This is a genomic window from Photobacterium sp. J15 (assembly GCF_963870815.1).
Lineage (GTDB): Bacteria > Pseudomonadota > Gammaproteobacteria > Enterobacterales > Vibrionaceae > Photobacterium > Photobacterium marinum.
Genome location: NZ_CAWMUI010000001.1, coordinates 3,541,736 through 3,564,425 on the forward strand (window position 1 = coordinate 3,541,736; position 22,690 = coordinate 3,564,425).

Annotated in this window: 21 protein-coding genes; 15 read left to right on the plus strand and 6 right to left on the minus strand. The window is 51.2% G+C overall.

Annotation, left to right across the window (positions count from 1 at the left end; translation table 11 throughout):
- Positions 1–23 precede the first annotated feature (23 nt).
- Entirely contained in the window at positions 24–593 is a 570-nt protein-coding gene (locus AACQ93_RS15895; RefSeq protein ID WP_007469317.1) for a PadR family transcriptional regulator, read from the plus strand.
- A gap of 77 nt (positions 594–670) precedes the next feature.
- Here the strand turns inward: AACQ93_RS15895 and metF are convergent, their stop codons facing one another.
- From metF to AACQ93_RS15910, 3 genes are all read right to left on the minus strand, one after another.
- Entirely contained in the window at positions 671–1,570 is a 900-nt protein-coding gene (metF, locus tag AACQ93_RS15900) for a methylenetetrahydrofolate reductase (RefSeq protein WP_064606154.1), read from the minus strand.
- 304 nt (positions 1,571–1,874) lie between these two features.
- On the minus strand, positions 1,875–4,295 hold the full coding sequence (locus AACQ93_RS15905) for a bifunctional aspartate kinase/homoserine dehydrogenase II (RefSeq protein ID WP_064606156.1): 2,421 nt from the start codon (positions 4,293–4,295) through the stop codon (positions 1,875–1,877).
- A gap of 2 nt (positions 4,296–4,297) precedes the next feature.
- Complete coding sequence (locus AACQ93_RS15910; protein WP_064606158.1) at positions 4,298–5,461, minus strand: O-succinylhomoserine (thiol)-lyase; 1,164 nt, start codon at positions 5,459–5,461, stop codon at positions 4,298–4,300.
- Between the two features lie 183 nt (positions 5,462–5,644).
- Between AACQ93_RS15910 and metJ the strand changes: the two genes are divergently transcribed.
- Positions 5,645–5,962 (plus strand): met regulon transcriptional regulator MetJ, encoded by a 318-nt coding sequence (gene metJ, locus AACQ93_RS15915; RefSeq protein ID WP_007469326.1) that lies wholly within the window; start codon positions 5,645–5,647, stop codon positions 5,960–5,962.
- Between the two features lie 82 nt (positions 5,963–6,044).
- Here the strand turns inward: metJ and AACQ93_RS15920 are convergent, their stop codons facing one another.
- Positions 6,045–7,295: a malic enzyme-like NAD(P)-binding protein gene (locus AACQ93_RS15920; protein ID WP_064606160.1), complete on the minus strand. Its 1,251-nt coding sequence runs from the start codon at positions 7,293–7,295 to the stop codon at positions 6,045–6,047.
- 288 nt (positions 7,296–7,583) lie between these two features.
- Positions 7,584–7,796 carry a 50S ribosomal protein L31 gene (gene rpmE / locus AACQ93_RS15925; protein ID WP_007469331.1) on the minus strand — a complete coding sequence of 71 codons (213 nt, stop codon included), beginning with the start codon at positions 7,794–7,796 and terminating at the stop codon, positions 7,584–7,586.
- A 246-nt stretch (positions 7,797–8,042) separates the two neighbouring features.
- On the opposite strand from rpmE, the gene priA reads away from it, so the two are divergent.
- The 7 genes from priA (at position 8,043) to rraA (ending at position 15,867) form a co-directional block, all read left to right on the plus strand.
- Positions 8,043–10,244, plus strand: a complete 2,202-nt coding sequence (gene priA, locus AACQ93_RS15930; protein ID WP_064606758.1) for a primosomal protein N' — start codon at positions 8,043–8,045, stop codon at positions 10,242–10,244.
- 174 nt (positions 10,245–10,418) lie between these two features.
- The gene (gene cytR, locus AACQ93_RS15935; RefSeq protein WP_007469337.1) at positions 10,419–11,423 is read left to right on the plus strand and encodes a DNA-binding transcriptional regulator CytR; all 1,005 of its coding nucleotides are present in this window, start codon (positions 10,419–10,421) and stop codon (positions 11,421–11,423) included.
- 160 nt (positions 11,424–11,583) lie between these two features.
- On the plus strand, positions 11,584–12,162 hold the full coding sequence (locus AACQ93_RS15940; RefSeq protein ID WP_064606162.1) for an SPOR domain-containing protein: 579 nt from the start codon (positions 11,584–11,586) through the stop codon (positions 12,160–12,162).
- 170 nt (positions 12,163–12,332) lie between these two features.
- Entirely contained in the window at positions 12,333–12,860 is a 528-nt protein-coding gene (gene hslV, locus AACQ93_RS15945; RefSeq protein WP_064606164.1) for an ATP-dependent protease subunit HslV, read from the plus strand.
- Positions 12,861–12,870: 10 nt separating this feature from the next.
- Positions 12,871–14,202, plus strand: a complete 1,332-nt coding sequence (hslU, locus tag AACQ93_RS15950) for an HslU--HslV peptidase ATPase subunit (RefSeq protein WP_064606166.1) — start codon at positions 12,871–12,873, stop codon at positions 14,200–14,202.
- 153 nt (positions 14,203–14,355) lie between these two features.
- Complete coding sequence (locus AACQ93_RS15955; protein ID WP_064606168.1) at positions 14,356–15,267, plus strand: 1,4-dihydroxy-2-naphthoate polyprenyltransferase; 912 nt, start codon at positions 14,356–14,358, stop codon at positions 15,265–15,267.
- Positions 15,268–15,381: 114 nt separating this feature from the next.
- A complete protein-coding gene (gene rraA, locus AACQ93_RS15960) occupies positions 15,382–15,867 on the plus strand; it encodes a ribonuclease E activity regulator RraA (RefSeq protein ID WP_064606170.1) in 486 nt (161 codons plus the stop codon).
- Between the two features lie 55 nt (positions 15,868–15,922).
- Here the strand turns inward: rraA and zapB are convergent, their stop codons facing one another.
- The gene (gene zapB / locus AACQ93_RS15965; RefSeq protein ID WP_064606172.1) at positions 15,923–16,165 is read right to left on the minus strand and encodes a cell division protein ZapB; all 243 of its coding nucleotides are present in this window, start codon (positions 16,163–16,165) and stop codon (positions 15,923–15,925) included.
- Between the two features lie 715 nt (positions 16,166–16,880).
- Between zapB and AACQ93_RS15970 the strand changes: the two genes are divergently transcribed.
- The 6 genes from AACQ93_RS15970 to AACQ93_RS15995 all read left to right on the plus strand — a co-directional run bounded on the left by AACQ93_RS15970 (position 16,881) and on the right by AACQ93_RS15995 (position 22,599).
- Positions 16,881–17,723, plus strand: coding sequence for an MIP/aquaporin family protein (locus AACQ93_RS15970; RefSeq protein ID WP_064606174.1), 843 nt, complete (start codon positions 16,881–16,883; stop codon positions 17,721–17,723).
- A 49-nt stretch (positions 17,724–17,772) separates the two neighbouring features.
- Positions 17,773–19,290: a glycerol kinase GlpK gene (gene glpK / locus AACQ93_RS15975; RefSeq protein ID WP_064606176.1), complete on the plus strand. Its 1,518-nt coding sequence runs from the start codon at positions 17,773–17,775 to the stop codon at positions 19,288–19,290.
- A 183-nt stretch (positions 19,291–19,473) separates the two neighbouring features.
- Positions 19,474–20,481, plus strand: a complete 1,008-nt coding sequence (glpX, locus tag AACQ93_RS15980) for a class II fructose-bisphosphatase (protein ID WP_064606178.1) — start codon at positions 19,474–19,476, stop codon at positions 20,479–20,481.
- A 174-nt stretch (positions 20,482–20,655) separates the two neighbouring features.
- Positions 20,656–21,276: a helix-turn-helix transcriptional regulator gene (locus AACQ93_RS15985; RefSeq protein WP_064606180.1), complete on the plus strand. Its 621-nt coding sequence runs from the start codon at positions 20,656–20,658 to the stop codon at positions 21,274–21,276.
- Positions 21,277–21,285: 9 nt separating this feature from the next.
- Positions 21,286–22,029 (plus strand): ferredoxin--NADP reductase, encoded by a 744-nt coding sequence (locus AACQ93_RS15990; protein ID WP_064606182.1) that lies wholly within the window; start codon positions 21,286–21,288, stop codon positions 22,027–22,029.
- A 216-nt stretch (positions 22,030–22,245) separates the two neighbouring features.
- Entirely contained in the window at positions 22,246–22,599 is a 354-nt protein-coding gene (locus AACQ93_RS15995) for a DUF3135 domain-containing protein (protein ID WP_064606184.1), read from the plus strand.
- Positions 22,600–22,690 lie beyond the last annotated feature (91 nt).

The following is a 22,690-nucleotide window of genomic DNA, read 5'->3' on the forward strand; positions in this document are numbered from 1 at the left end:
TAGTATTTTAACGGATAGAAGAGATGTCACTACCACACGTCATTTTGACCGTGCTGAGCAATCGCGATGCAACCGGTTACGATATAACAAAAGAATTTTCCCACAGTATCGGCTACTTCTGGAAAGCCAGCCACCAGCAGGTTTACCGTGAGCTGAACAAGATGGCTACCAACAACCAGGTAACCTGTAAGCTGGAGCCTCAGGAAGGCAAACCTGACCGTAAAGTTTACTCAATCACAGATCTTGGCCGCCAGGCGCTGTTCGAGTGGTTCCAGGAGCCTGCTCGTAATCCAACCATCCGTGATGAGTTCTCAGCTAAACTGCTGGTTTGCGGTGTTTACAACTCTGAGCCAATGCAACAGCAGCTTGAAGGGCTTATTGAAGAGTCGCACACCCTGATGAACCACTACCACGAGCTGGAAAAAGTTCATTTCGCTGATTACAAAAACATGGACCGCCAGGCACGCCTTGACCGTCTGACACTGCGTCGCGGTATCCACAACCGCCAGGCGTGGATCGACTGGGCTGAAGAAGTGCTGGCTGAACTGAAAGACATGGATAGCGCAGACAGCAAGGTTGCTCTGAACGGCTAATTGCCTGTCGCATCTATATAAAGTAAAAAGCCGCTGAATCAGCGGCTTTTTTAATATCTTGTTTCTAGACTCTATCCTTACTGAGCTTCTACCTGGGCCCGAACGCCTAGCGTATGACAGATAGCGTAAGTCAGCTCAGCACGGTTCAAGGTATAGAAGTGGAAATCCTTCACCCCTTCACGACTCAACACCCGAACCATATCAATTGCATTGCTGGCACCGACCATCTGGCGGCTCAGCAAATCATCATCCAGCCCTTCATACTGCTTTTCCAGCCAGCCTGGAATTTTTACATTATTGGCTAAGGCAAAGCGCTTGGCCTGCTTCATATTGGACACAGGTAAAATCCCCGGTACGATTTCCACATCAATCCCAGTTGCCACACAACGGTCACGAAAACGCAGGTAGCTTTCAATATCAAAAAAGAACTGGGTTATTGCTCGGCAGGCACCGGCATCGACTTTACGCTTCAGGTTGATAAGGTCGGCCTGGGCACTCTTGGCTTCAGGGTGCACTTCAGGGTAAGCCGCAACGGAGATATCAAAGTCGGCTTCTTTACGCAGCAACTCCACCAGGTCGACAGCATACATATCAGGCTTCACACCTTTTTCCGGCAAATCGCCGCGCAGGGCTACAATATCGCGAATGCCGTTATTCCAGTAATCACGGGCAATCGCACGCAATTCATCACGGGTAGCATCGATACAAGTCAGATGCGGCGCAGCCACCAGCCCGGTCTGCTCTTTGATATCTTTGATAATGGAGTGAGTACGGTCACGCTCTCCCGAGTTCGCCCCGTAGGTTACCGATACAAACTTAGGCTGTAGGGTTTTCAGGCGGTGAATCGAGTTCCATAGCGTTTTTTCCATCGCCTCACTACTTGGCGGGAAAAATTCAAATGAAACATTGATATCACCGTTGATATCAGCAAGGTTCTGGTTCAGCACATCAATATGGCTTGCGTGAGAATACCCCATAGTCTCTTCCTTCCTGTTCTGGCCCCTGGCCTGCTCCCTGAATCGTAACGCCTTGAATAACCATTTAGACGTCTATATGTCTACAGGATGTATTGTAACCAATTTGAAGTCAACAAAGTGATCATGAATATTTCTCAAGTTCAAATTGCATAATCTTCAACATAGTAAACCGACACAAAATAAGCAAAAGCCCGCAAGATGCGGGCTTTTTATTGCAAATAAGAACAAAGTTCCAACTGAGAAAAACAAGATAGATATTGATTCTAGCTTCTATGTATTCAGAGCGATCATCAACCAATTTAAGTTACTGAAGCAAAGCCGCCAGCCGATTAATATCCGAAAGCAATGCGCCGGCAGTAACATCCCTGCCAGCACCAGGACCTCGGATCACCAGCGGATTGTCACGATACCAGCCGCTTTCAATGGCAAAGATATTGTCACACGGCAGCAAATTCGCCAGTGCATGCTCTTTAGGCAACGCTTCCACACCAACCGCAGCTTTCCCCTTACGATCCAACCGGGCAATATAGCGCAATACCTTGTCTTCCTTTTGTGCCTTAGCCAATCGCTCACCCAGCATGGCATCAAGCTCCCCGGTCTGTTCAAAAAAGTCATCCAGACTCAACGCTTCCAGTTCACACGGCACCAGGGATTCAACCCGGATCTGTTCCGGCTCCAGGTCCAGGCCAGATTCCCGGGCTAGAATCACCAGCTTGCGCATCACATCACTGCCATCTAAATCCCGCCGCGGATCCGGCTCGGTCAGTCCCTGCTGCCAGGCTTGCTCCACCAAATAAGAAAACGGCACTGAACCGTCATATTGCTGGAACAGCCAGGAAAGAGTACCGGAGAAAATCCCGGACAAAGCGATAATCTCATCACCGCTCTCCTGCAAGTCCCGCACTGTATGGTTGACGGGCAACCCGGCTCCCACTGTGGCATTGTAGAGCCAGTAACGGCTGCTTTTGGCAAAGGCGTCCTGTACCGCACGAAATTGTGTCCCCGGAGCCGAACCAGCCACCTTATTGGCCGAAATCAGATGCAACCCGCTTTCGGCAATTTGCGGATATTTTGCCGCCAACTGGGCACTTGCCGTTACATCCAGCACCACTAAATCATCGTAGGGATGAGTTGCCAGCACCTGCAGCAATTCACCTTCTCCATACTCAGTGGCCTCATCATCAAACGCAGTCAGTGCCCGCGACGGCTCCAGTCCATCAAAATTAATCCAGTGACGATTGCTGTCTGCTACCCCGACCAGGGTAAAGCTCTTGCCATGACGTTTCTCCAGCGCCGACTTCTCTCGCTCAAACAATTCAAGCCAGCGGCTGCCGATATTCCCCTTACCACACAATACCAGACCGATACGTTTCTGAGCCTGGAACAAGCCCTGATGGATTTGCCCGACCAAGGCATCAGTATCAGCCTTACGAAGAACCGCCACCAGGCTCAACCCGGAATCTGATTCTGTGACAAACTCCACCGGCTGAGTTTTCAATTGCTGATAAAAACCGTAGCAATGCACCGCATTGTTCACCACTCCGGCACCAACGGCTGCGACAAGGGTAAATCCGTCACGCAAACGCAACTCTGCCGCGACACCAGCATCCTGCAACACGGCAAGCACACCGTTGACAACTTCAGCGGTATAGGCCAAACGTATCCGACCCTGATCCGACTCAGCACTGAGTGCCAACGGCTGAAGCTGAGCGCTCTCTAACGTGCGGCCCAGTTCGGTCAGAATGACCTCAAAATCATGGGAACGGGCAACATCAAGTTCAATCAGGCAGACATCATCCAGTGAAGTGATAATTTTGGCTCCCCGACCTGAAGCCAGCACCCGTTCTACCCGGGTCGAGCCGGATTCCGGCTGCAAGCTACAGCGCAAAGTCAGATCAATGGCACTTTGTGCCACTGGCTGCAAAGTCCGGCTGTGAAGCACCGGAGCGGCCAGCCGGGCTAACTCGTTCGCTTCATCGAGTCGCAGCAGCGGCAACAGGCAGGCATCCCCGACTTTACGCGGATCGGCACTGTACACCCCAGCCACATCACTCCAGATAGTCACCCTGCCCGCTTCCGCCAGCGCACCAATAACGGTCGCCGAATAATCCGAGCCGTTACGGCCCAAGAGTACGGTTTCCCCGGCCTGGTTACGAGCCATAAAACCGGTGATAACGATTCTGTGCTGGCTGTGCTGAGCCAACTGAGTTTTCAACAACGGCCAGGAGGCGGCACGATCCACTTCCGGCTGGGTGGCACGTTCCGCCCGCAAAAACGTTCTAGAATCGAGCCAGATAGCAGGCATGGACTGCGCTTCCAGTACCGCCGACAACAACCGGGCCGACCAAAGCTCACCATGACCCAGTACATCTGCCACCACAGCTGCTGCTAAATCAGAATCCGTCAGAGATGCCAGCTGTGCCAACTCAAGATGCAGTTGGGTTGCCAGCTCATCGGCGACACTGCCACTGAGCAATGCCTCAATCAGACCTTGCTGGAACTGACGGATCTCCTGCAATAACTCATGGGCGTGACGGCCGTCTTTCCCCAGCAGTTCAGTCCAGGCGATCAATTTGTTCGTTGTCTTCCCGGCAGCAGAGACGACAATCAGATCATCACTGCCGGAGTATTCCTGCAAAATTGCGGCGACCCGACGGTAACACTCAGGATCGGCAAGGCTGCTGCCACCAAATTTATGTAGCTGTCGTTGTACTGGCTGGCTCATCCTTATACCTCCGCCGCTTTAGTAAATGCCTGATCCAGATCGGCAATCAGATCATCCGGATCTTCCAGACCGACCGAAAGGCGCAGTAATGATGGTTTGATCCCGGCTTCTGCCTGAGCTTCGTCAGACATTGCCCTGTGGGTCATACTGGCCGGATGGGCAATCAGACTTTCAGTTCCGCCCAGCGACTCAGCCAGCGAGAAAAACTTCAGCGTCTTAACAAATTCCGCCAGCTGTTGCTCGCTCCCGTCCAGCTCAAAACTCAGCATTGAGCCAAAGCCACGCTGCTGTTTTAATGCAATCTCGTGACCGGGATGTTCTGTCAGGCTCGGATGGTAAATCTGTCCCACCAACGGCTGGGTTTGCAGGTACGCCAGAATCCGGGCACTGTTTTCTTCATGCGTCTTCATCCTCGGAGCCAGAGTCCGCAGCCCGCGCAGGGTCAGGTAAGCATCAAACGCCGCCCCGGTCGCTCCGATACAGTTCGCCCACCAAGCCAGCTCCTCGGCCTGTTCAGCCTCTTTGGCAATCAGCACACCACCGACGACATCGGAATGACCATTGATATATTTGGTGTTGGAATGGATGACGAAATCAGCCCCGAGAGCAATCGGCTGCTGCAAGATTGGCGACAGGAAAGTGTTATCAACCGCGACCAGAGCCCCCACTTTTTTGGCCTTCTCACAAAGTGCCGCGACATCAATCACTCTCAATAACGGATTAGACGGAGTTTCGACCCACACCAGCTTAGGTTTTCTGGCCAGCGCTGCGCTTAGCGCTTCAGGATCCCCCTGATCAACAAAGGCCACGTTAAAGTCCCCTTTCCGCGCCCGGGAATCAAACAAACGGTATGTCCCGCCATAACAGTCATGCGGGGCAACAATTAAATCATCTGGGCCGAGCAAAGCCGATACCAGCAAATTGATGGCAGATGTGCCACAATTGGTAACAATACCGCCGGCACCGCCCTCCAACTCAGATAACGCTTCTGCCAGCATATTTCGGGTCGGGTTGCCTGAGCGGGAATAATCGTATTGAGGAACTTCCCCCATTTGTGGGAAGCTGTAGGTTGAAGTGAGATATATCGGTGGAACCACCGCATTAAACTGGGTATCAGTACAGATCCCGGCGCGTACGGCAACGGTCGCTGGCTTCTTGTCACTCATAGTTACTTTCCTTGTCTGAGACTGGCCTTGCCTTGACTAACTTTTAAGCAACAACATTAGCCAGAATAATTTAAGACGTCAACACTTCCAGACGTCTATATGTCTTTGCTTATGGCGGTAAATCCCGCTAAAATTCCCCCATATATTCTTTTAACAAGTCCAACATCGCTGAGAAGGTAGAAAATGGCAGAGTGGAATGGCGAATACATTAGCCCATATGCGGAACACGGTAAGAAAAACGAACAAGTAAAGAAAATCACTGTTTCGATTCCATTGAAGGTTCTGAAAATCCTGACTGATGAACGTACACGCCGTCAGATCAATAACTTGCGTCACGCAACAAACAGTGAATTGCTGTGTGAAGCCTTCCTGCATGCCTACACTGGCCAGCCATTACCGACTGATGAGGACATCCGTAAAGATCGTCCGGATGACCTGCCGGCTGAAGCCAAAACGAAGATGGAAGAGATGGGCATCAAGCCAGAAGACATCAACGAATAAGCGCCATCTTCCTAACCACAAGAACAAAAAAACCAGCCCGATGGCTGGTTTTTTCATATCCGAAGTCTTACCGACAACAATATTAGATGTTTTCCATGTAACCCGCCGGCATTGCAATCTGCGCAACACCTGAGTCAACAGCTGCCTGAGCAACCGCTTTAGCAACGCGAGGAAGCAGGCGCGGATCCATTGGCTTAGGAATAATGTACTGAGAACCAAACTCAAGTTTGTCAGCACCAGCCGCTGCAACCACTTCCGCCGGTACCGGCTCTTTTGCCAGTTCGCGGATCGCATTCACCGCCGCCAGTTTCATTTCATCGTTGATCTGGCTGGCACGAACATCCAGTGCACCACGGAAAATGAACGGGAAGCAAATAACGTTATTCACCTGATTCGGGTAGTCTGAACGACCGGTACCCATGATCAGATCATCACGCACTTCGTGCGCCAGCTCAGGCTTGATTTCAGGATCAGGGTTTGAACATGCAAATACAACAGGCTTGTCAGCCATCAGCTTCAGCGATTCAGGAGCCAGCAGGTTCGGACCAGATACACCAACAAAGATATCAGCACCTTCAATCACATCTTCCAGCGTGCGCTTGTCAGTGTTGTTAGCAAACAGCTGCTTGTATTCGTTGATATCCTCACGACGGGTATGGATAACACCTTTACGGTCAAGCATGTAGATTTTCTCGCGCTGGGCACCACACTTAATAAGCAGCTCCATACACGCCACAGCAGCCGCACCGGCGCCCAAGCAGACAATCACAGCTTCGCTGATCTCTTTGCCCTGCAGTTCCAGCGCATTCAGCATTCCAGCCGCAGTTACAATAGCAGTACCGTGCTGATCATCATGGAAAACCGGTACCTGACAACGTTCAATCAGGCGCTTTTCAATTTCAAAACAATCCGGTGCCTTGATATCTTCCAGGTTAATACCACCGAAGGTATCAGCGATGTTCGCAACCGTATCAACAAACTCGTCGATAGTACGGTGCTTCACTTCGATATCAATTGAATCAAGACCAGCAAAACGCTTAAACAGCAGTGACTTACCTTCCATTACCGGCTTAGACGCCAGTGGACCAAGGTTACCCAGGCCAAGGATAGCCGTACCGTTGGTAATTACTGCAACCATGTTGCCTTTACCAGTGTACTTGTAAACGTTCTCGGCGTTTTGTGCGATCTCACGGACTGGTTCAGCCACACCCGGGCTGTATGCCAATGCAAGGTCTTCAACCGTGTTTGCCGGTTTGGTCAGTTCAACGGCAATTTTGCCTGGTACCGGGTAAGCGTGATAGTGAAGTGCCTGTTGGCGAAAATCTTCTGACATAGTGTTCCTGATCCTGAATGAAAATGATGTTCAGTTCGGTAATGAGAGCTAGATCATATTCTATAGTGATACAAAATCATAGCGAGGCTCAGCTGGTCGAGCCAATAATCCCAACCCGCCGACTCAGGTATTACATATTTTTGATATCACGACAAGAAAATGGGTAGTTTTCGTGCTACTTGGGGATAAGAAAATTAAATAATGAACAAGGCGAGAATAAATGAAGGATAGCAGATATAAAAAAAAGGGATGCTTTCGCATCCCTTTTTATCGGAATTCATCTGGCAATTACTTGCTAGAAAGAGCACCGAAACGCTTGTTGAACTTGTCGATACGACCGCCAGTGCTAACCTGACGCTGCTTACCAGTGTAGAACGGGTGGCACTTGTCGCATACATCTAGGTTGATGTCTTTACCTAGAGTAGAGTTGAATACGAAAGTGTTGCCGCAAGAACATTTAGCGTTCACTGCTGTGTATTCTGGGTGAATACCTTGTTTCATGGGATAACCTCAATATGTAAGGCCGTGTCGCTCTCCCGATCCAAAGCCGGGCACCACACGTCATTAATAACAGGATAACGTATTACCATCAGCAAGCTGATATCAATACGCTAAATTTAGGCGGCGTATAGTAATCAATCAAACCGCCGAGATCAACCAATGCGCTCCTTTTTTCACCACTTTGCTGGCAATCGCCAAGCAAGGTACACTTCTTCATCTTAGTACATGCGGATTATGCGGTTAGTTATGACGCCCCAAATTGCCCGAGTGGCCCTCCCTGTTCCCCTGGATAAACAGTTCGATTATCTGATCAAGCCCGAGGCACATCCTGTGATCGGCGGCCGGGTCAGGGTTCCCTTCGGCCGTCAGCAACTGGTCGGTATCGTCATGGCCATCACCGACAAATCCGATTTTCCGCTGGAGCAGCTTAAAGCGATTTCTAGCGTGCTGGATCACCAGCCGCTATGGCAACCGCCCCTGTTTGGCCTACTGACCTGGGCCAGCAGCTATTACCAATACCCACTTGGTGACACCCTGGCTAATGCCATGCCAACCCTGCTGCGCAAAGGGCGAGAAGCCTCACCGACCAGCCTGAAAATGTGGCAGATCACCGAAACCGGACGTGACCAGTCGATTGCCTCGCTAAAACGGGCACCGCGTCAGGTGCAGGTACTTAATACCCTGCGCAATGGTAAAAGCAGCCATGAATCCCTGTTGGCCGACGAAGTCAGTACCGCCACTCTCAAGACTTTGAGCGATAAAGGCTGGATTCAAGCCATTGAAGAAAAGCCAGCCTCTACGGACTGGCTCAGGGATTTTGCGGTAACAGAAGAAAAGCCAAGGCTAAATGAAGAGCAGGCACTGGCGGTGGCGACCGTCAACGCCAGCCTGGAGTTTGGCTGCTATTTATTGGAAGGGGTGACCGGCTCAGGCAAAACCGAGGTTTACCTCAACCTGTTGGAACCTGTGCTGGCGGCAGGGAAGCAGGCCCTGATCCTGGTACCGGAAATCGGCCTGACGCCGCAGACTATCAACCGCTTCCGCCGTCGCTTCAATGTACCGCTGGAAACAGTGCACTCCGGCCTGAATGATACCGAGCGGCTGTCAGCCTGGCTGGCCGGGCGCGATAACCAGGCCGGGATCATTATTGGTACCCGCTCCGCGCTGTTCACGCCATTCAGTAACCTCGGCATTATCATTGTCGACGAAGAGCATGATGGATCTTACAAACAACAGGACAGCCTGCGCTACCACGCCCGTGATCTGGCAGTGATGCGGGCCAGCCGGGAGAACATCCCGGTGGTGCTCGGCTCAGCCACGCCAGCGCTGGAAAGCCTGCATAATGCAAAAACCGGGAAATATCACCACCTGACCCTGACCCGCCGCGCCGGGAACGCCCAGCAGGCACGCCACGGGGTTCTGGATGTCAAAGGCCTTTACCTTGAGGCCGGGCTGTCAGCACCGCTGATAGCCCGAATGAGAAAGCACCTCGATGCAGGAAACCAGGTAATGCTGTTCCTCAATCGCCGCGGTTATTCCCCGGCGATCATCTGTCATGAATGTGGCTGGCTGGCCGAATGTAAACGCTGCGATGCGTATTACACCTTCCACCAGCAGTCCGGTGAACTGCGCTGCCATCACTGTGCCACCCAGCGTCCAGTGATGCCTCAATGTGGTAACTGCGGCTCAACCCAGCTAAATGCAGTCGGCGTCGGCACCGAGCAGCTGGAACAGCAGCTGGCTACCCTGTTCCCCGAATACAAAACCGTCCGGATTGATCGCGACAGTACTCGTCGCAAAGGCAGTCTGGAAAGCTATCTTGAGGCAATTCGCAACAACGAATACCAAATCCTGATCGGCACCCAGATGCTGGCCAAGGGACACCACTTTCCGGATGTCACCCTAGTCGCCTTAATTGATGTCGACAGCGCCCTATTCTGTAATGACTTCCGCGCTTCTGAGCGCCTGGCACAATTGTTTGTCCAGGTTGCCGGACGAGCCGGACGGGCGAGCAAACCCGGCGAAGTGATCCTTCAAACTCACCATCCGGAGCATGCTTTGCTCCAGGCCCTGCTGCATAAAGGCTATGATGAGTTCGCCGTCAGCGCCCTGGATGAGCGCAAACAAGCCTTCCTACCACCTTATACTTACATGACATTGTTCCGCGCAGAAGCCAACAATAGTGAGCATGTTGAGCAGTTTTTACAGCAAGTTCGCGGCATTTTTGAATCCAGTCCAGTTTACAGCCACGAAACACCGGTTCTGGGGCCGAATCCGGCCCCTTTGTCGCGCCGCGCCGGACGTTATCGCTGGCAGCTACTGGTTCAGGCACCAAACCGTAAGACCTTGCAACAGCTGCTTGCCATCGCCAAACCGGCGATTCAACTGCTCCCTCTAGCACGAAAAGTTCGCTGGTCAATCGATGTCGAACCGCAGGATTTAACTTAAAATGAACAATGCGATAGAAGTCACACAATGAATGTAATTTATGCTATTTTGGGCATGTTTAATCCGCCGGAGAGGGCCTACAATAGCAGGCTCGCTGGTATAGGTATCTGCCCGATTTGGCAATGATCCTCCGGCAATATAAGAGAGAGAAATATATAGAGAGGAACTGCAATTATGGCGACAATGAAGGATGTTGCCCAGCTCGCCGGTGTTTCAACAGCCACCGTATCCCGTGCGCTGATGAACCCGGAAAAAGTGTCGGCTTCAACCCGTAAAAAAGTTGAGCAGGCCGTCATGGATGCTGGCTATTCCCCCAACTCACTGGCTAGAAATCTTCGTCGAAACGAATCAAAAACCATCGTCACAATCGTCCCGGATATTTGTGACCCGTACTTTACCGAAATCATCCGCGGTATCGAAGAAGCGGCCATGGAACATGGCTACTTGGTCCTGCTAGGTGACAGCGGTCAACAGAAAACCCGCGAAAACTCATTCGTAAACCTGGTCTTTACCAAACAAGCAGACGGGATGCTCCTCCTTGGTACCGACCTCCCGTTCGATGTCAGCAAACCCGAGCAAAAGAACCTGCCGCCTATGGTGATGGCCTGTGAATTTGCCCCGGAACTTGAGCTGCCAACCGTCCACATCGACAACCTGACAGCGGCCTTCGAAGCCGTAAACTACCTCACCCAGATGGGCCATAAACGTATTGCCCAGATTGCCGGTCCGGACACTGCCGCTCTGTGCCAGTTCCGCTCCCAGGGTTATCAACAGGCCTTGCGTCGTGCCGGGATTGAGCTCAATCCGGCTTACACCGTCAAAGGCGACTTTACCTTTGCCGCCGGTGCCCGTGCCGTAACCGCCCTGCTTTCTCTGCCTGAACCACCAACAGCCTTGCTGTGTCACAGTGATGTGATGGCAATCGGTGCTATGCAGCAGGCCAAGCGTCTTGGCTTCCGGGTACCGCAGGATCTGTCAATTGTCGGCTTCGATGATATCCAGTTTGCCGAGTACTGTGATCCACCGTTGACTACGGTTTCTCAACCTCGCTATGAAATCGGCCGTCAGTCGATGCTAATGCTGCTTGATATCCTCAAAGGCGGAGACATCGCCTCCGGATCACGCCTGCTTGATGCCAAGCTGGTGATCAGAGAAAGTGCAGCGCCACCTTCCCACTAAGTCATCAGGTTATTCAGTGAGCTTATGATTTGGGCATAAGCTCACAAAAATCACCCATAATATTGCAAGCTTTCACTTTGGAAGCCGTCTCGGTACTAGTCAGATCTGGCGCAAATTTGTAACATAGCGTGAATTCATTCCCGTTGTATTGATCGTCACTGTGGCCACGAAAGATTATGTAAAACGCGGACGCGCCCCGAAGAAGCCGGCGCGCAAAAGCCGTAAAGCTCCGCCATCATCAGGATTTCCATTTAAATGGGCCTTTATCGCTCTGTGCCTAGTAGGTGCACTGGGCTATGGTCTTTATTTCCTGTCGACCAATCCGGCACCCGAGCAGGAAGCTGAGACCGTTCAGTCAAAACCGGCTCCTAAACCTCAGCCGAAGCCTAAACCAAAGCCACAGACCAAGCCGCTGCCGCCAAAGCCTGAAGAAAAATGGCGCTACATCGAAGAGCTGGAAAACAAAGAAGTTCAGGTTGAAGCACCGAAGAAACAAACTCCGACCCGCCCTTATCTGATGCAGTGTGGTGCCTACCGAAGCCGCAATCAGGCAGAAGAACGCAAAGCCATGATTGCCTTCCAAGGTCTGAGCAGCCAGATCAAGGTCAGCCAGGGCGAAAAAGGTAGTTGGTACCGCGTGATCCTCGGTCCTTATCCGCAAAAACGAAAAGCGGAAAGCGATCGCAACATGCTGCGACGGGCCGGCATTGAACCGTGTGCCATCTGGTTCTGGGAATAACCAGAGCCACTCTTCCAATAAGTTCACAGAAAAGGATGCACTTGCATCCTTTTCTTTTTTCACTTGTTCTTTTTCCGGTTCAGATGCCTTGAAAACAGAAAACCCCATCCCCAGATATACACTTAATACCGATACCGGCACTGGCCGGAGAGACTCAAAGAGGTAACACCGTGACAACTATCGTATCTGTACGTCGAAACGGTAAAGTCGTTATCGCCGGTGATGGTCAGGTTTCCCTGGGCAACACTGTAATGAAAGGTAACGCTCGCAAAGTGCGCCGTTTATACCACGACAAAGTTCTAGCAGGCTTTGCCGGCGGCACTGCTGATGCCTTCACCCTATTCGAGCGTTTTGAGCGTAAGCTGGAAATGCACCAAGGCCACCTGCTTAAAGCAGCCGTGGAACTCGCCAAAGACTGGCGAACCGACCGCATGCTTCGCAAACTGGAAGCATTGCTGGCAGTTGCTGACGAAAACAGCTCGCTGATCATCACTGGTAACGGTGACGTGGTTCAGCCTGAACATGATCTTATTGCTATCGGCTCCGGTGGTAACTTTGCCCAAGCAGCGGCAACAGCCCTGCTGGAAAACACAGATCTGGATGCCCGTGACATCGCCGAGAAGTCACTGAATATTGCCGGCAATATCTGTGTCTTCACCAACCACCACCACACCATCGAAGAACTTGAGACCAAGTAAGGAAGCCGATATGTCCGAGATGACTCCACGCGAAATCGTCCACGAGCTTGACCGCCATATCATCGGTCAGGACAAAGCCAAGCGTGCCGTAGCAATTGCCCTGCGTAACCGCTGGCGCCGTATGCAGCTGCCTGAAGAGCTGCGCGTTGAAGTTACCCCGAAAAATATCCTGATGATCGGTCCTACCGGTGTGGGTAAAACAGAGATTGCCCGTCGCCTGGCTAAACTGGCCAATGCACCGTTTATCAAAGTAGAAGCAACTAAGTTCACCGAAGTGGGCTATGTTGGTAAGGAAGTGGAAACTATCATCCGCGATCTGACCGATGTTGCTGTAAAAATGACTCACCAGCAGGCAATGGAAAAAGTTCGCTTCCGCGCCGAAGAGCTGGCTGAAGAGCGTATTCTGGATGTTCTGATCCCGCCGGCACGCGATGCCTGGGGCCAGAACGAAGAAGCCGATTCTGGCTCCGCTGCTCGCCAGTCATTCCGCAAAAAGCTGCGTGAAGGCAAGCTGGATGACAAAGAAATTGAAATGGAAATTGCTGCGCCGCAGATGGGTGTAGAGATCATGGCTCCTCCTGGTATGGAAGACATGACCAACCAGCTACAAGGCATGTTCCAAAGCCTGGCAGGCAATACCACCAAAAAGCGCAAGATGAAGATCAAGGACGCGATGAAAGCCGCGACCGAAGAAGAAGCAGCTAAGCTGGTAAATCAGGACGAGCTGAAAGAGCAGGCTATCTTCGCGGTTGAAAACCACGGCATCGTATTCCTGGATGAAGTCGACAAGATCTGTAAGCGCGGCGAATCTTCTGGCCCAGACGTATCCCGAGAAGGTGTTCAGCGTGACCTGCTGCCACTGGTCGAAGGTTCAACCGTTTCGACCAAGCACGGCATGGTTCGAACTGACCATATCCTGTTTATCGCCTCCGGTGCATTCCAGGTTGCAAAACCATCTGATCTGATCCCGGAACTGCAGGGCCGTCTGCCAATCCGTGTTGAGCTTGAAGCCCTGACCAGCGGTGATTTCAAACGCATCCTGACTGAGCCGAATGCCTCGCTGACCGAGCAGTACAAAGCCCTGATGGCAACCGAATCCGTCGATATCGAATTTACTGAAAACGGTATCAACAAGCTGGCCGACGCGGCTTGGCAGGTTAATGAGCGCACCGAAAACATTGGTGCCCGTCGCCTGCACACGGTAATGGAACGTCTGATGGAAGAGCTGTCGTTTGACGCTGCGGAACAGTCTGGCGACAAAATCGTGATTGACGAGTCATACGTAACCAAACGCCTGGGCGAGTTGGTTGAAGACGAAGATCTAAGCCGCTTCATTCTGTAATCTCTCGATTCCGAGACAGAATATTCCTTATCCAAACGGTGCCTTATGGCACCGTTTTTTTGTTCTTAAACAAACAAAGTGGCGATAAAGTTGCCCATATTGAAAGTTGCGCCATAATACGGATTCGACTGGTTCCGAAGTAAGCAACACATTATGAAATCATCTTCACTCGCAATCTGGCTGGATGCAGCAAGGCCAAAAACCCTGCCCTTAGCCATCGCATCAATCGTATGCGGCAGTGCAGTGGCAGGATGGCAAGGAAGTTTCTCTGCTTTAGTCGCAGGCCTGGCCCTGCTGACCGCACTCTTACTCCAGATCTTATCCAATCTGGCCAATGATTACGGCGACGCTGTCAAAGGCACTGATAATGACGAGCGCCTCGGCCCGCAACGGGCGATCCAGTCAGGACTGGTTACCCCGACGGCAATGCGCAAAGCCATGATCATTAATATCATCATGACCATTGTCAGTGGGCTTAGCCTGATATTTATCGCCTGCAACAACCTTCAGGATATGTTTGGATTTATGTTGCTGGGCCTGATGGCCATTGCCGCCTCCATTGCCTATACCGTCGGTAACAAACCTTATGGCTACCGCGGACTGGGTGATTTGTCTGTCCTGATGTTTTTCGGCTGGCTGGGCGTCGCCGGCACCTATTATCTTCAGGCAGGACAGATTGATTCCGTCATTATGCTGCCGGCTACCGCCTGTGGTCTGCTGGCTGTCGGTGTGCTGAATATCAATAACCTGCGTGATATCGATAATGACCGCGCCTGCGGCAAGCTAACACTTGCAGTACGAATGGGACCGGACTGGGGCCGTAAATATCACCTGTTTCTGCTGGCCGGCAGCATGCTCTGCCTGTCACTATTTGCCGCGCTGGAGCTGCACTCACCGTTCGGCTGGCTGTTTGCTCTGAGCCTGCCACTGCTGTTCAAGCACGGTAAGCAGGTACTACAGTCGGCAGACGGTGCCGCTCTGCGTCCGATGATGGCAACTATGGTTAAATGCGCCCTGCTGACCAACCTGCTGTTTGCTGCCGGCGTGGTACTGGCTGCAGCCTGATAATCCCGATTATTTGGCCCTGCTTTGTGAGGGCCATTATTGCAATGCCTTGCCGGCTGGTTATACTTTCAACAGGTTATCTCCTTTTCAACTGCCACAACAAGAAGCGAGCTTATGGAATACAATACCTCCGAACTCTGCGATATTTACCTTGATAAGGTGGATGTCGTTGAACCTATGTTCAGCTCTTACGGTGGTCGCAGCTCCTTTGGCGGCCAGGTAACCACGGTTAAGTGTTTCGAGGACAACGGCCTGATCCGTAATGTTCTTGAAGAACCCGGAGCCGGTCGGGTATTGCTGATTGATGGTGGCGGTTCGCTGAGACGTGCGCTGGTCGATGCAGATATTGCTCAGCAGGCAGTCAATAATGACTGGGAAGGATTAATTGTCTATGGATGTGTACGCCATGTCGATGATCTGGATGAAATGGATATCGGTATCCAGGCGATGGCTTCAATCCCGGTTGGCGCAGATCAACAAGGTGTCGGAGAAATTGATGTGGCGGTGAACTTCGGTGGCGTTACCTTCCTGCCGGAGGATCACATCTACGCTGATAATACCGGTGTTATTTTATCGCCGGAACCACTCGATATTGAGTGATCCCAGTACTCCAAAAGAGTCAGATAAAAAAACAGAGCCATCAGGCTCTGTTTTTTTATTCAACGTCGTCCATCTTTCCAAGAAGGTTACGAATGCGCTCCTGCCACGCCTGATGATCATTGCGCAGCTTCTCGTTATCCTGCTCCAACGCTTCACGGCCAGAACGCAGCTCCTGGGCTTCATTTGCCAGAGCGTCATTCTTTTCTTTAAGTTCTTCAATTTCCATTTGCAGAAGAGAAATTGTATCAACAGCCATTTGTACTTTGGCTTCCAGCTTTTCCAACATTTCTAATGACATATTGTCCACCTGATCTAAGCCTATCCTCTTACCTTAAACTGATAAGGTAACATCACACAGGCATGTTTACGTTGCTTTATTCGCCTATTCTAACGGGGCTGCCGCCGTCTGGCATCTACAAATCAGCCCCTTTGCAGCAAACGGGGAAAAAATGTGCAGTTCTGATGATGATCTGACGTTCTGTCAGAGCAAAGTCATACCGGATATAGCCCGCCGTCCCCTTGTACACTGACTTTCAGACAAGCAACCAGCAACCTGAGCATCACTGTAATCAAGAGAAAGATAACTGGGCGAAGACTCGGAAAAGCAGCACCTAAATAGAGCAAAATGCGTAGAATTGCGATCTAACTCTATTTTAATGCAGTTTTGCCATGCTAATTTTGAAAACGATCGTATCTCTCTTGGATAAATCCAAGATTTGCCCCATCTGGCACATCCGACCTTTCTTGGTCGGATTTTTTATTGCAAAATTAGCAACTTAAGAGCAAAAACCCGCCACCAATATTCACTTGATTGCAACTACACTAGCCTAATTCGTTCTCGGTCAAAAAAGTCGCAATCGTTTGCGCATTCGCTCAAAAATGAAAATGTTTTATGCTCGAACACACATTTTTTAGCTGACAACATTTTAAATAAGGTGAGATCGAGTACAGTAATTTCCGCATAAAAACAAAATAAGTAGTACCCCTACAACATTCGACAAAAGGACTGAAAGATGACTACACCAAAACAACATACGTTGCTTGGCGAATGCATCGCTGAGTTTATAGGCACTGGGCTGCTGATATTCTTCGGTGTGGGCTGTGTCGCAGCTCTGGTACTGACCGGCGCCAATTTTGGCCAGTGGGAAATCAGTATCGTTTGGGGCCTCGGCGTAGCAATTGCCATTTACTGTACAGTTGGTATTTCCGGCGCCCATATTAACCCGGCGGTGACCATAGCCCTGGCTCTGTTCCATGGTTTCGACAAACGAAAAGTCGCTCCCTACATCATTGCCCAGATGCTTGGTGCCTTCTTTACTGCAGCGCTGGTCTACAGCCTGTACAGCAACCTTTTTACCGAGTATGAAGCCGCTAACCAAATTGTCCGTGGTACTGAAGCCAGCCTGGCAAGCGCAGGTATCTTCTCCACTTATCCAAATGCAGCCCTGTCTTTCGGCGGTGCCTTCGCTGTGGAATTCGTGATCACCGCGGTACTGATGTTCGGCATTCTGGCCATTACTGATGATAAAAACGGCGCACCAAACCGTGCGATGGGTCCATTACTGATTGGTATCCTGATTGCGGTTATCGGCGGCTCGCTTGGCCCACTAACCGGCTTTGCCATGAACCCTGCCCGTGACTTTGGTCCTAAATTCTTTGCCTTCCTGGCTGGCTGGGGCGATATGGCGCTAACCGGTGGTAAAGATATTCCTTATATGTTTGTACCTTTGCTGGCACCAGTCTTCGGTGCGTGCTTCGGCGGCTGGCTGTATCCAAAAGCTATCGGTGCCTTCCTGCCTGGCAATGCTGAAGCAAAACAAGAAACAGCTGAAGAAACTGAAGCAGCCAAAGCATAACGTACGTTCTACTACCCTTATCCAATAACGAATAACCGAGGAAACCATCATGACAACTGAGCAAAAATACATTGTTGCACTTGATCAAGGCACAACAAGCTCACGTGCCGTTGTGCTGGATCACAACGCGAACATTGTGTGCACGTCACAACGTGAATTTACTCAGATCTATCCGAAAGCAGGATGGGTTGAACATGATCCTCTGGAAATCTACGCGACTCAGAGCTCAACCTTGGTTGAAGCTTTGGCGAAAGCCGGCATCCGCTCCGATCAGGTTGCCGGTATCGGTATTACCAACCAGCGTGAAACCACCATTGTGTGGAACAAAAATACCGGTAAGCCGGTTTATAACGCGATTGTATGGCAATGCCGTCGCACCGCAGATATCTGTGAGAAACTAAAACAAGAAGGTCTGACCGACTACATCCGTGAAAACACCGGTCTGGTTGTTGACCCGTACTTCTCCGGTACCAAGATCAAGTGGATCCTGGACAATGTAGAAGGTGCCCGTGAAGAAGCCGAAGCTGGTAACCTGCTGTTCGGTACCGTTGATACCTGGCTGATCTGGAAGATGACCCAGGGACGTGTCCACGTAACTGACTACACCAACGCATCCCGTACTATGGTATTCAACATCAATACCATGCAGTGGGATGAAAAACTGCTGAAAGCACTCGATATCCCGCTATCCATGATGCCGGAAGTCAAGCCTTCATCAGAAGTTTACGGCCAAACCAACATCGGTGGTAAAGGCGGTACCCGTATTCCAATCGCCGGTATTGCCGGTGACCAACAAGCAGCCCTGTTCGGCCAGATGTGTGTCGAAGCCGGCCAGGCGAAAAACACCTACGGTACTGGCTGCTTCCTGCTAATGAATACCGGTAAGGAAAAAGTCACCTCAAATAACGGCCTGCTCACAACACTGGCCTGCGGTCCTCAGGGTGATGTGGCTTATGCGCTGGAAGGGGCGGTCTTTATGGGCGGTGCTTCCATCCAGTGGCTGCGTGATGAAGTGAAACTGTTAGATGACGCCAAAGACTCTGAATACTTTGCAGAGAAAGTCGGCAGTGCTAATGGTGTTTATGTCGTACCTGCCTTCACTGGCCTGGGGGCCCCGTACTGGGATCCGTATGCCCGTGGTGCTGTTGTCGGCCTAACCCGCGGTGTTAACGCCAACCACATTATCCGCGCAACACTGGAAAGTGTGGCCTACCAGACCCGCGATGTACTAGATGCCATGCAGGCAGATTCCGACATTAGGCTGGCTTCACTGCGTGTTGACGGCGGTGCTGTAGCCAACAACTTCCTGATGCAATTCCAGTCTGACATCCTGGCAACAGAAGTTCACCGTCCGGTTGTCACTGAAGTTACCGCATTGGGTGCCGGCTATCTGGCAGGCCTGGCCGTGGGCTTCTGGAACAGTATTGACGAGCTGAAAGACAAGGCGGTACTGGATCGCCGATTCACCCCTTGCGATGACGATAAAAAACGCGAGCGCCGTTATAAAGGCTGGAAGCGTGCTGTTGAATGTGCCAAAGGCTGGGCTGTAGAAGACGAAGATATCTGATATCTCGCCCACTCAACATAACTTAACCAAGGCCTGCTGATGCAGGCCTTTTCTTTTCCAGCCGCTTCACAATCAACTTCCTTTAGATTCAAAAACAAATTTTACGCAAACGATTACTCCGAGCTGTGTTAGAATCGCCGCCAGAATTTATAGCCCACACAGATTTCATTTTCCGGAGTAATCATGAAACGCGATTTAGCAATGGCATTTTCCCGTGTCACTGAAGGTGCAGCACTGGCTGGCTACAAATGGCTTGGCCGCGGCGACAAAAACGCAGCAGACGGCGCAGCCGTTGAAGTTATGCGCACCCTTCTGAACCAGACAGAAATTGAAGGGGAAATTGTGATTGGCGAAGGCGAAATTGATGAAGCGCCTATGCTGTATATCGGCGAGCAGGTAGGTACCGGTGGCGACGCGGTAGATATCGCTGTAGACCCGATCGAAGGTACCCGCATGACTGCAATGGGCCAGAACAATGCCCTGGCTGTACTGGCTGCCGGTGAAAAAGGTTCATTCCTGAAAGCTCCGGACATGTACATGGAAAAACTGGTTGTCGGCCCGGGAGCTAAAGGTTGCATCGACCTGAGCCTGCCGCTAACGGAAAACCTTGAACGCATTGCAACAGCACTGGGTAAATCCCTGAATGAATTAGTAGTCACTACCCTGGCAAAACCTCGCCACGATGAAGTAATTGCTAAAATGCAGGCGATGGGCGTACGTGTTTATGCTTTCCCGGACGGTGATGTTGCCGCTTCTATCCTGACTTGTATGCCAGACAGCGAAGTCGATGTCATGTACTGCATTGGCGGAGCCCCGGAAGGTGTCGTTTCTGCTGCGGCTATCCGTGCCCTGGGCGGTGACATGCACGGTCGCCTGCTACCACGCCATCAAGTAAAAGGTGACACCGAAGAGAACCGCGAGCTGGGTCAGGTAGAAATCGACCGCTGCCATGAAATGGGTATTGAGCCAAATACCGTGCTGCGTATGGAAGACATGGCACAAAGCGACAACGTGATCTTTGCCGGCACCGGTATCACTAAAGGTGATCTGCTAGACGGTATCAGCCGCCAGGGCAATATCGCGACCACAGAAACCCTGCTTATCCGTGGTAAATGCCGCACTATCCGTCGTATCAAATCAACACACTACCTGGATCGCAAAGACGACGCGATCAAAGAACACATCCTGTAACCTTACTCGTTGCAGAGACTTTCAAAGCGCGCCCGTCCGGCGCGCTTTTTTCTTTCTCATCCCTGATTCTGAGTTGTCTTATTTCCCCCACCAGCAACAATTAGTTAGTAAAGTTGTTGCTTTATAATTTTTGCTGACTACATAATAGAATTGATGAAGAAAAAAGCAGCAACTATGAAGACCATCGACAAAATACTCTACCGCATCAAGCGAGAAGGAGCGGTGACCGCCAAGGTGCTGGCTGAGGAGTTCAAGCTCACCACCATGGGCGTACGCCAGCATCTGCAAGCACTGGAAGATGAAGGCCTAGTCGATTATGAAGATATCAGGGCCAAAGTCGGCAGGCCAACCAGGCACTGGAACCTGACTGGCAAAGGGCACCGCCGGTTTGCTGACCGCCACGGTGAATTTATTATTCAAATGCTTGATTCTGTTGAGGAGCTCTTTGGCTCCGACGGCTTAAACCAGGTGGTTGAACGCCGGGAGAATCAAACCTTTGAACAATACCAAAAAGCATTAGCCAACTGCGCTGATGTAAAAGAAAAACTGGAAAAACTGACTACAATGAGGGAGCAGGAAGGCTATATGGCTGAACTGTCCCGGGACGGCGATGACTTTATCCTGGTGGAAAACCACTGCCCGATTTGCCATGCCGCCACCCGTTGCCCTTCGTTATGTAATTCTGAACTTGCCGTCTTCCAGCGCCTGGTTGGCGACAGGTTTCAGGTAGTCAGAGATGAACACATTATTGCCGGAGAGAGGCGCTGCGCTTATCGAATACATAAATTAGACTAGGAGAACATTATGGCTGACTGGATCCCTGCAGAGGTTATCACCAATCGTCACTGGAACAGTGACTTATTTAGTCTTGTCCTGCGAGCCAATATCGAGCCTTTCCGGGCCGGGCAATTTACCAAGCTGGGACTGGAAATCGACGGACAGATTGTCCAGCGAGCCTACTCCTTCGTCAATCCGCCGAGCGATAACAAAATCGAGATTTACGCCACCCGGGTGGCTGACGGGGTACTATCCCCACGCCTTCACGCCTTGGAAGCAGGCGACAGCGTAATGATCTCAGCCCGTGCTAACGGCTTTTTCACCTTAGATGAAATCCCCGAGGGTGAGCACCTGTGGATGCTGGCAACAGGCACCGCCATAGGCCCTTACTTGTCGATCCTGCGAGAGCCGGATGTCTGGCGTCGTTTCCGCAAAGTTGCCCTGATCCATGCCGTCCGCTTTTCGGCCGATCTCAGCTATCAGGCTGAAATCAATGAACTACTGGAACGTCATCCGGACCAACTTGTCGTCCAGCCATTCGTCAGCCGTGAACCGGCACCATTGAGCCTACCGGGCCGAATCCCGCAAGCCATTGCCGACGGAATGCTGGAACGCCATATCGGCCTGACTCTCAACCCGGAGCAAAGCCAGATCATGCTGTGCGGCAATCCGGAGATGGTCAGAGAAACCAAAGCGATTCTCGAAACCATGGGCTTTGTCAAAAACCTGCGCCGCAAGCCAGGTCAAATCACCATGGAACATTATTGGTGATCAATCCCTTCCCCGCCCGCTAAATGCGGGCGGCTCCCTCTTTCGTTACCCCAATGTAAGCGCTCTGCTTTTCATAACGTTTTTTCCCAATCTCAAAAATGAGCCACTTAGCCACAGGCTGGCTAACTAACTTTAATGACATAACTCTTATTAACTTCTTTGCGTATCCGAAGAGGAGCAAGAAGAACGGAAGTTGAGATTGCGAGGGGAACAGTAATGCAGAACTTACCACCGTTTGACGAGCTGAAATACATGGCAGAACAAGCCCCTGAGGAGCTGGAAGCCCTCCGGCTTTCGATGAGTGAAGAAATCATTAACAATGCCAGCGATGAGATGCAGCCAAGATTGCGCGCTCAGATGAGCCACATTAACCAAGTTATAGCTCGGGGAAAAAACCCTAATCACACCAATATCTTGTTGATGTCAGAACTGCAAAACCAGCTCAAGCGTTTTGCTCAGGCCCTCAATGATCCGGACTCCCTTACAGAGCAACAAGCTGAAATCAAACCTTTTATCCGACCAGAGCCGCCACAGGACGCACTTTCCGATCAGGCCGATCTGCGCCGCTAAACCATCAAGTAATCAAGTAACTGTTGCGTCATCTGAACTGAAAACCACACCCTAAGTAATGACAGGGTGTGGTATCAGAAGGTACCGATTC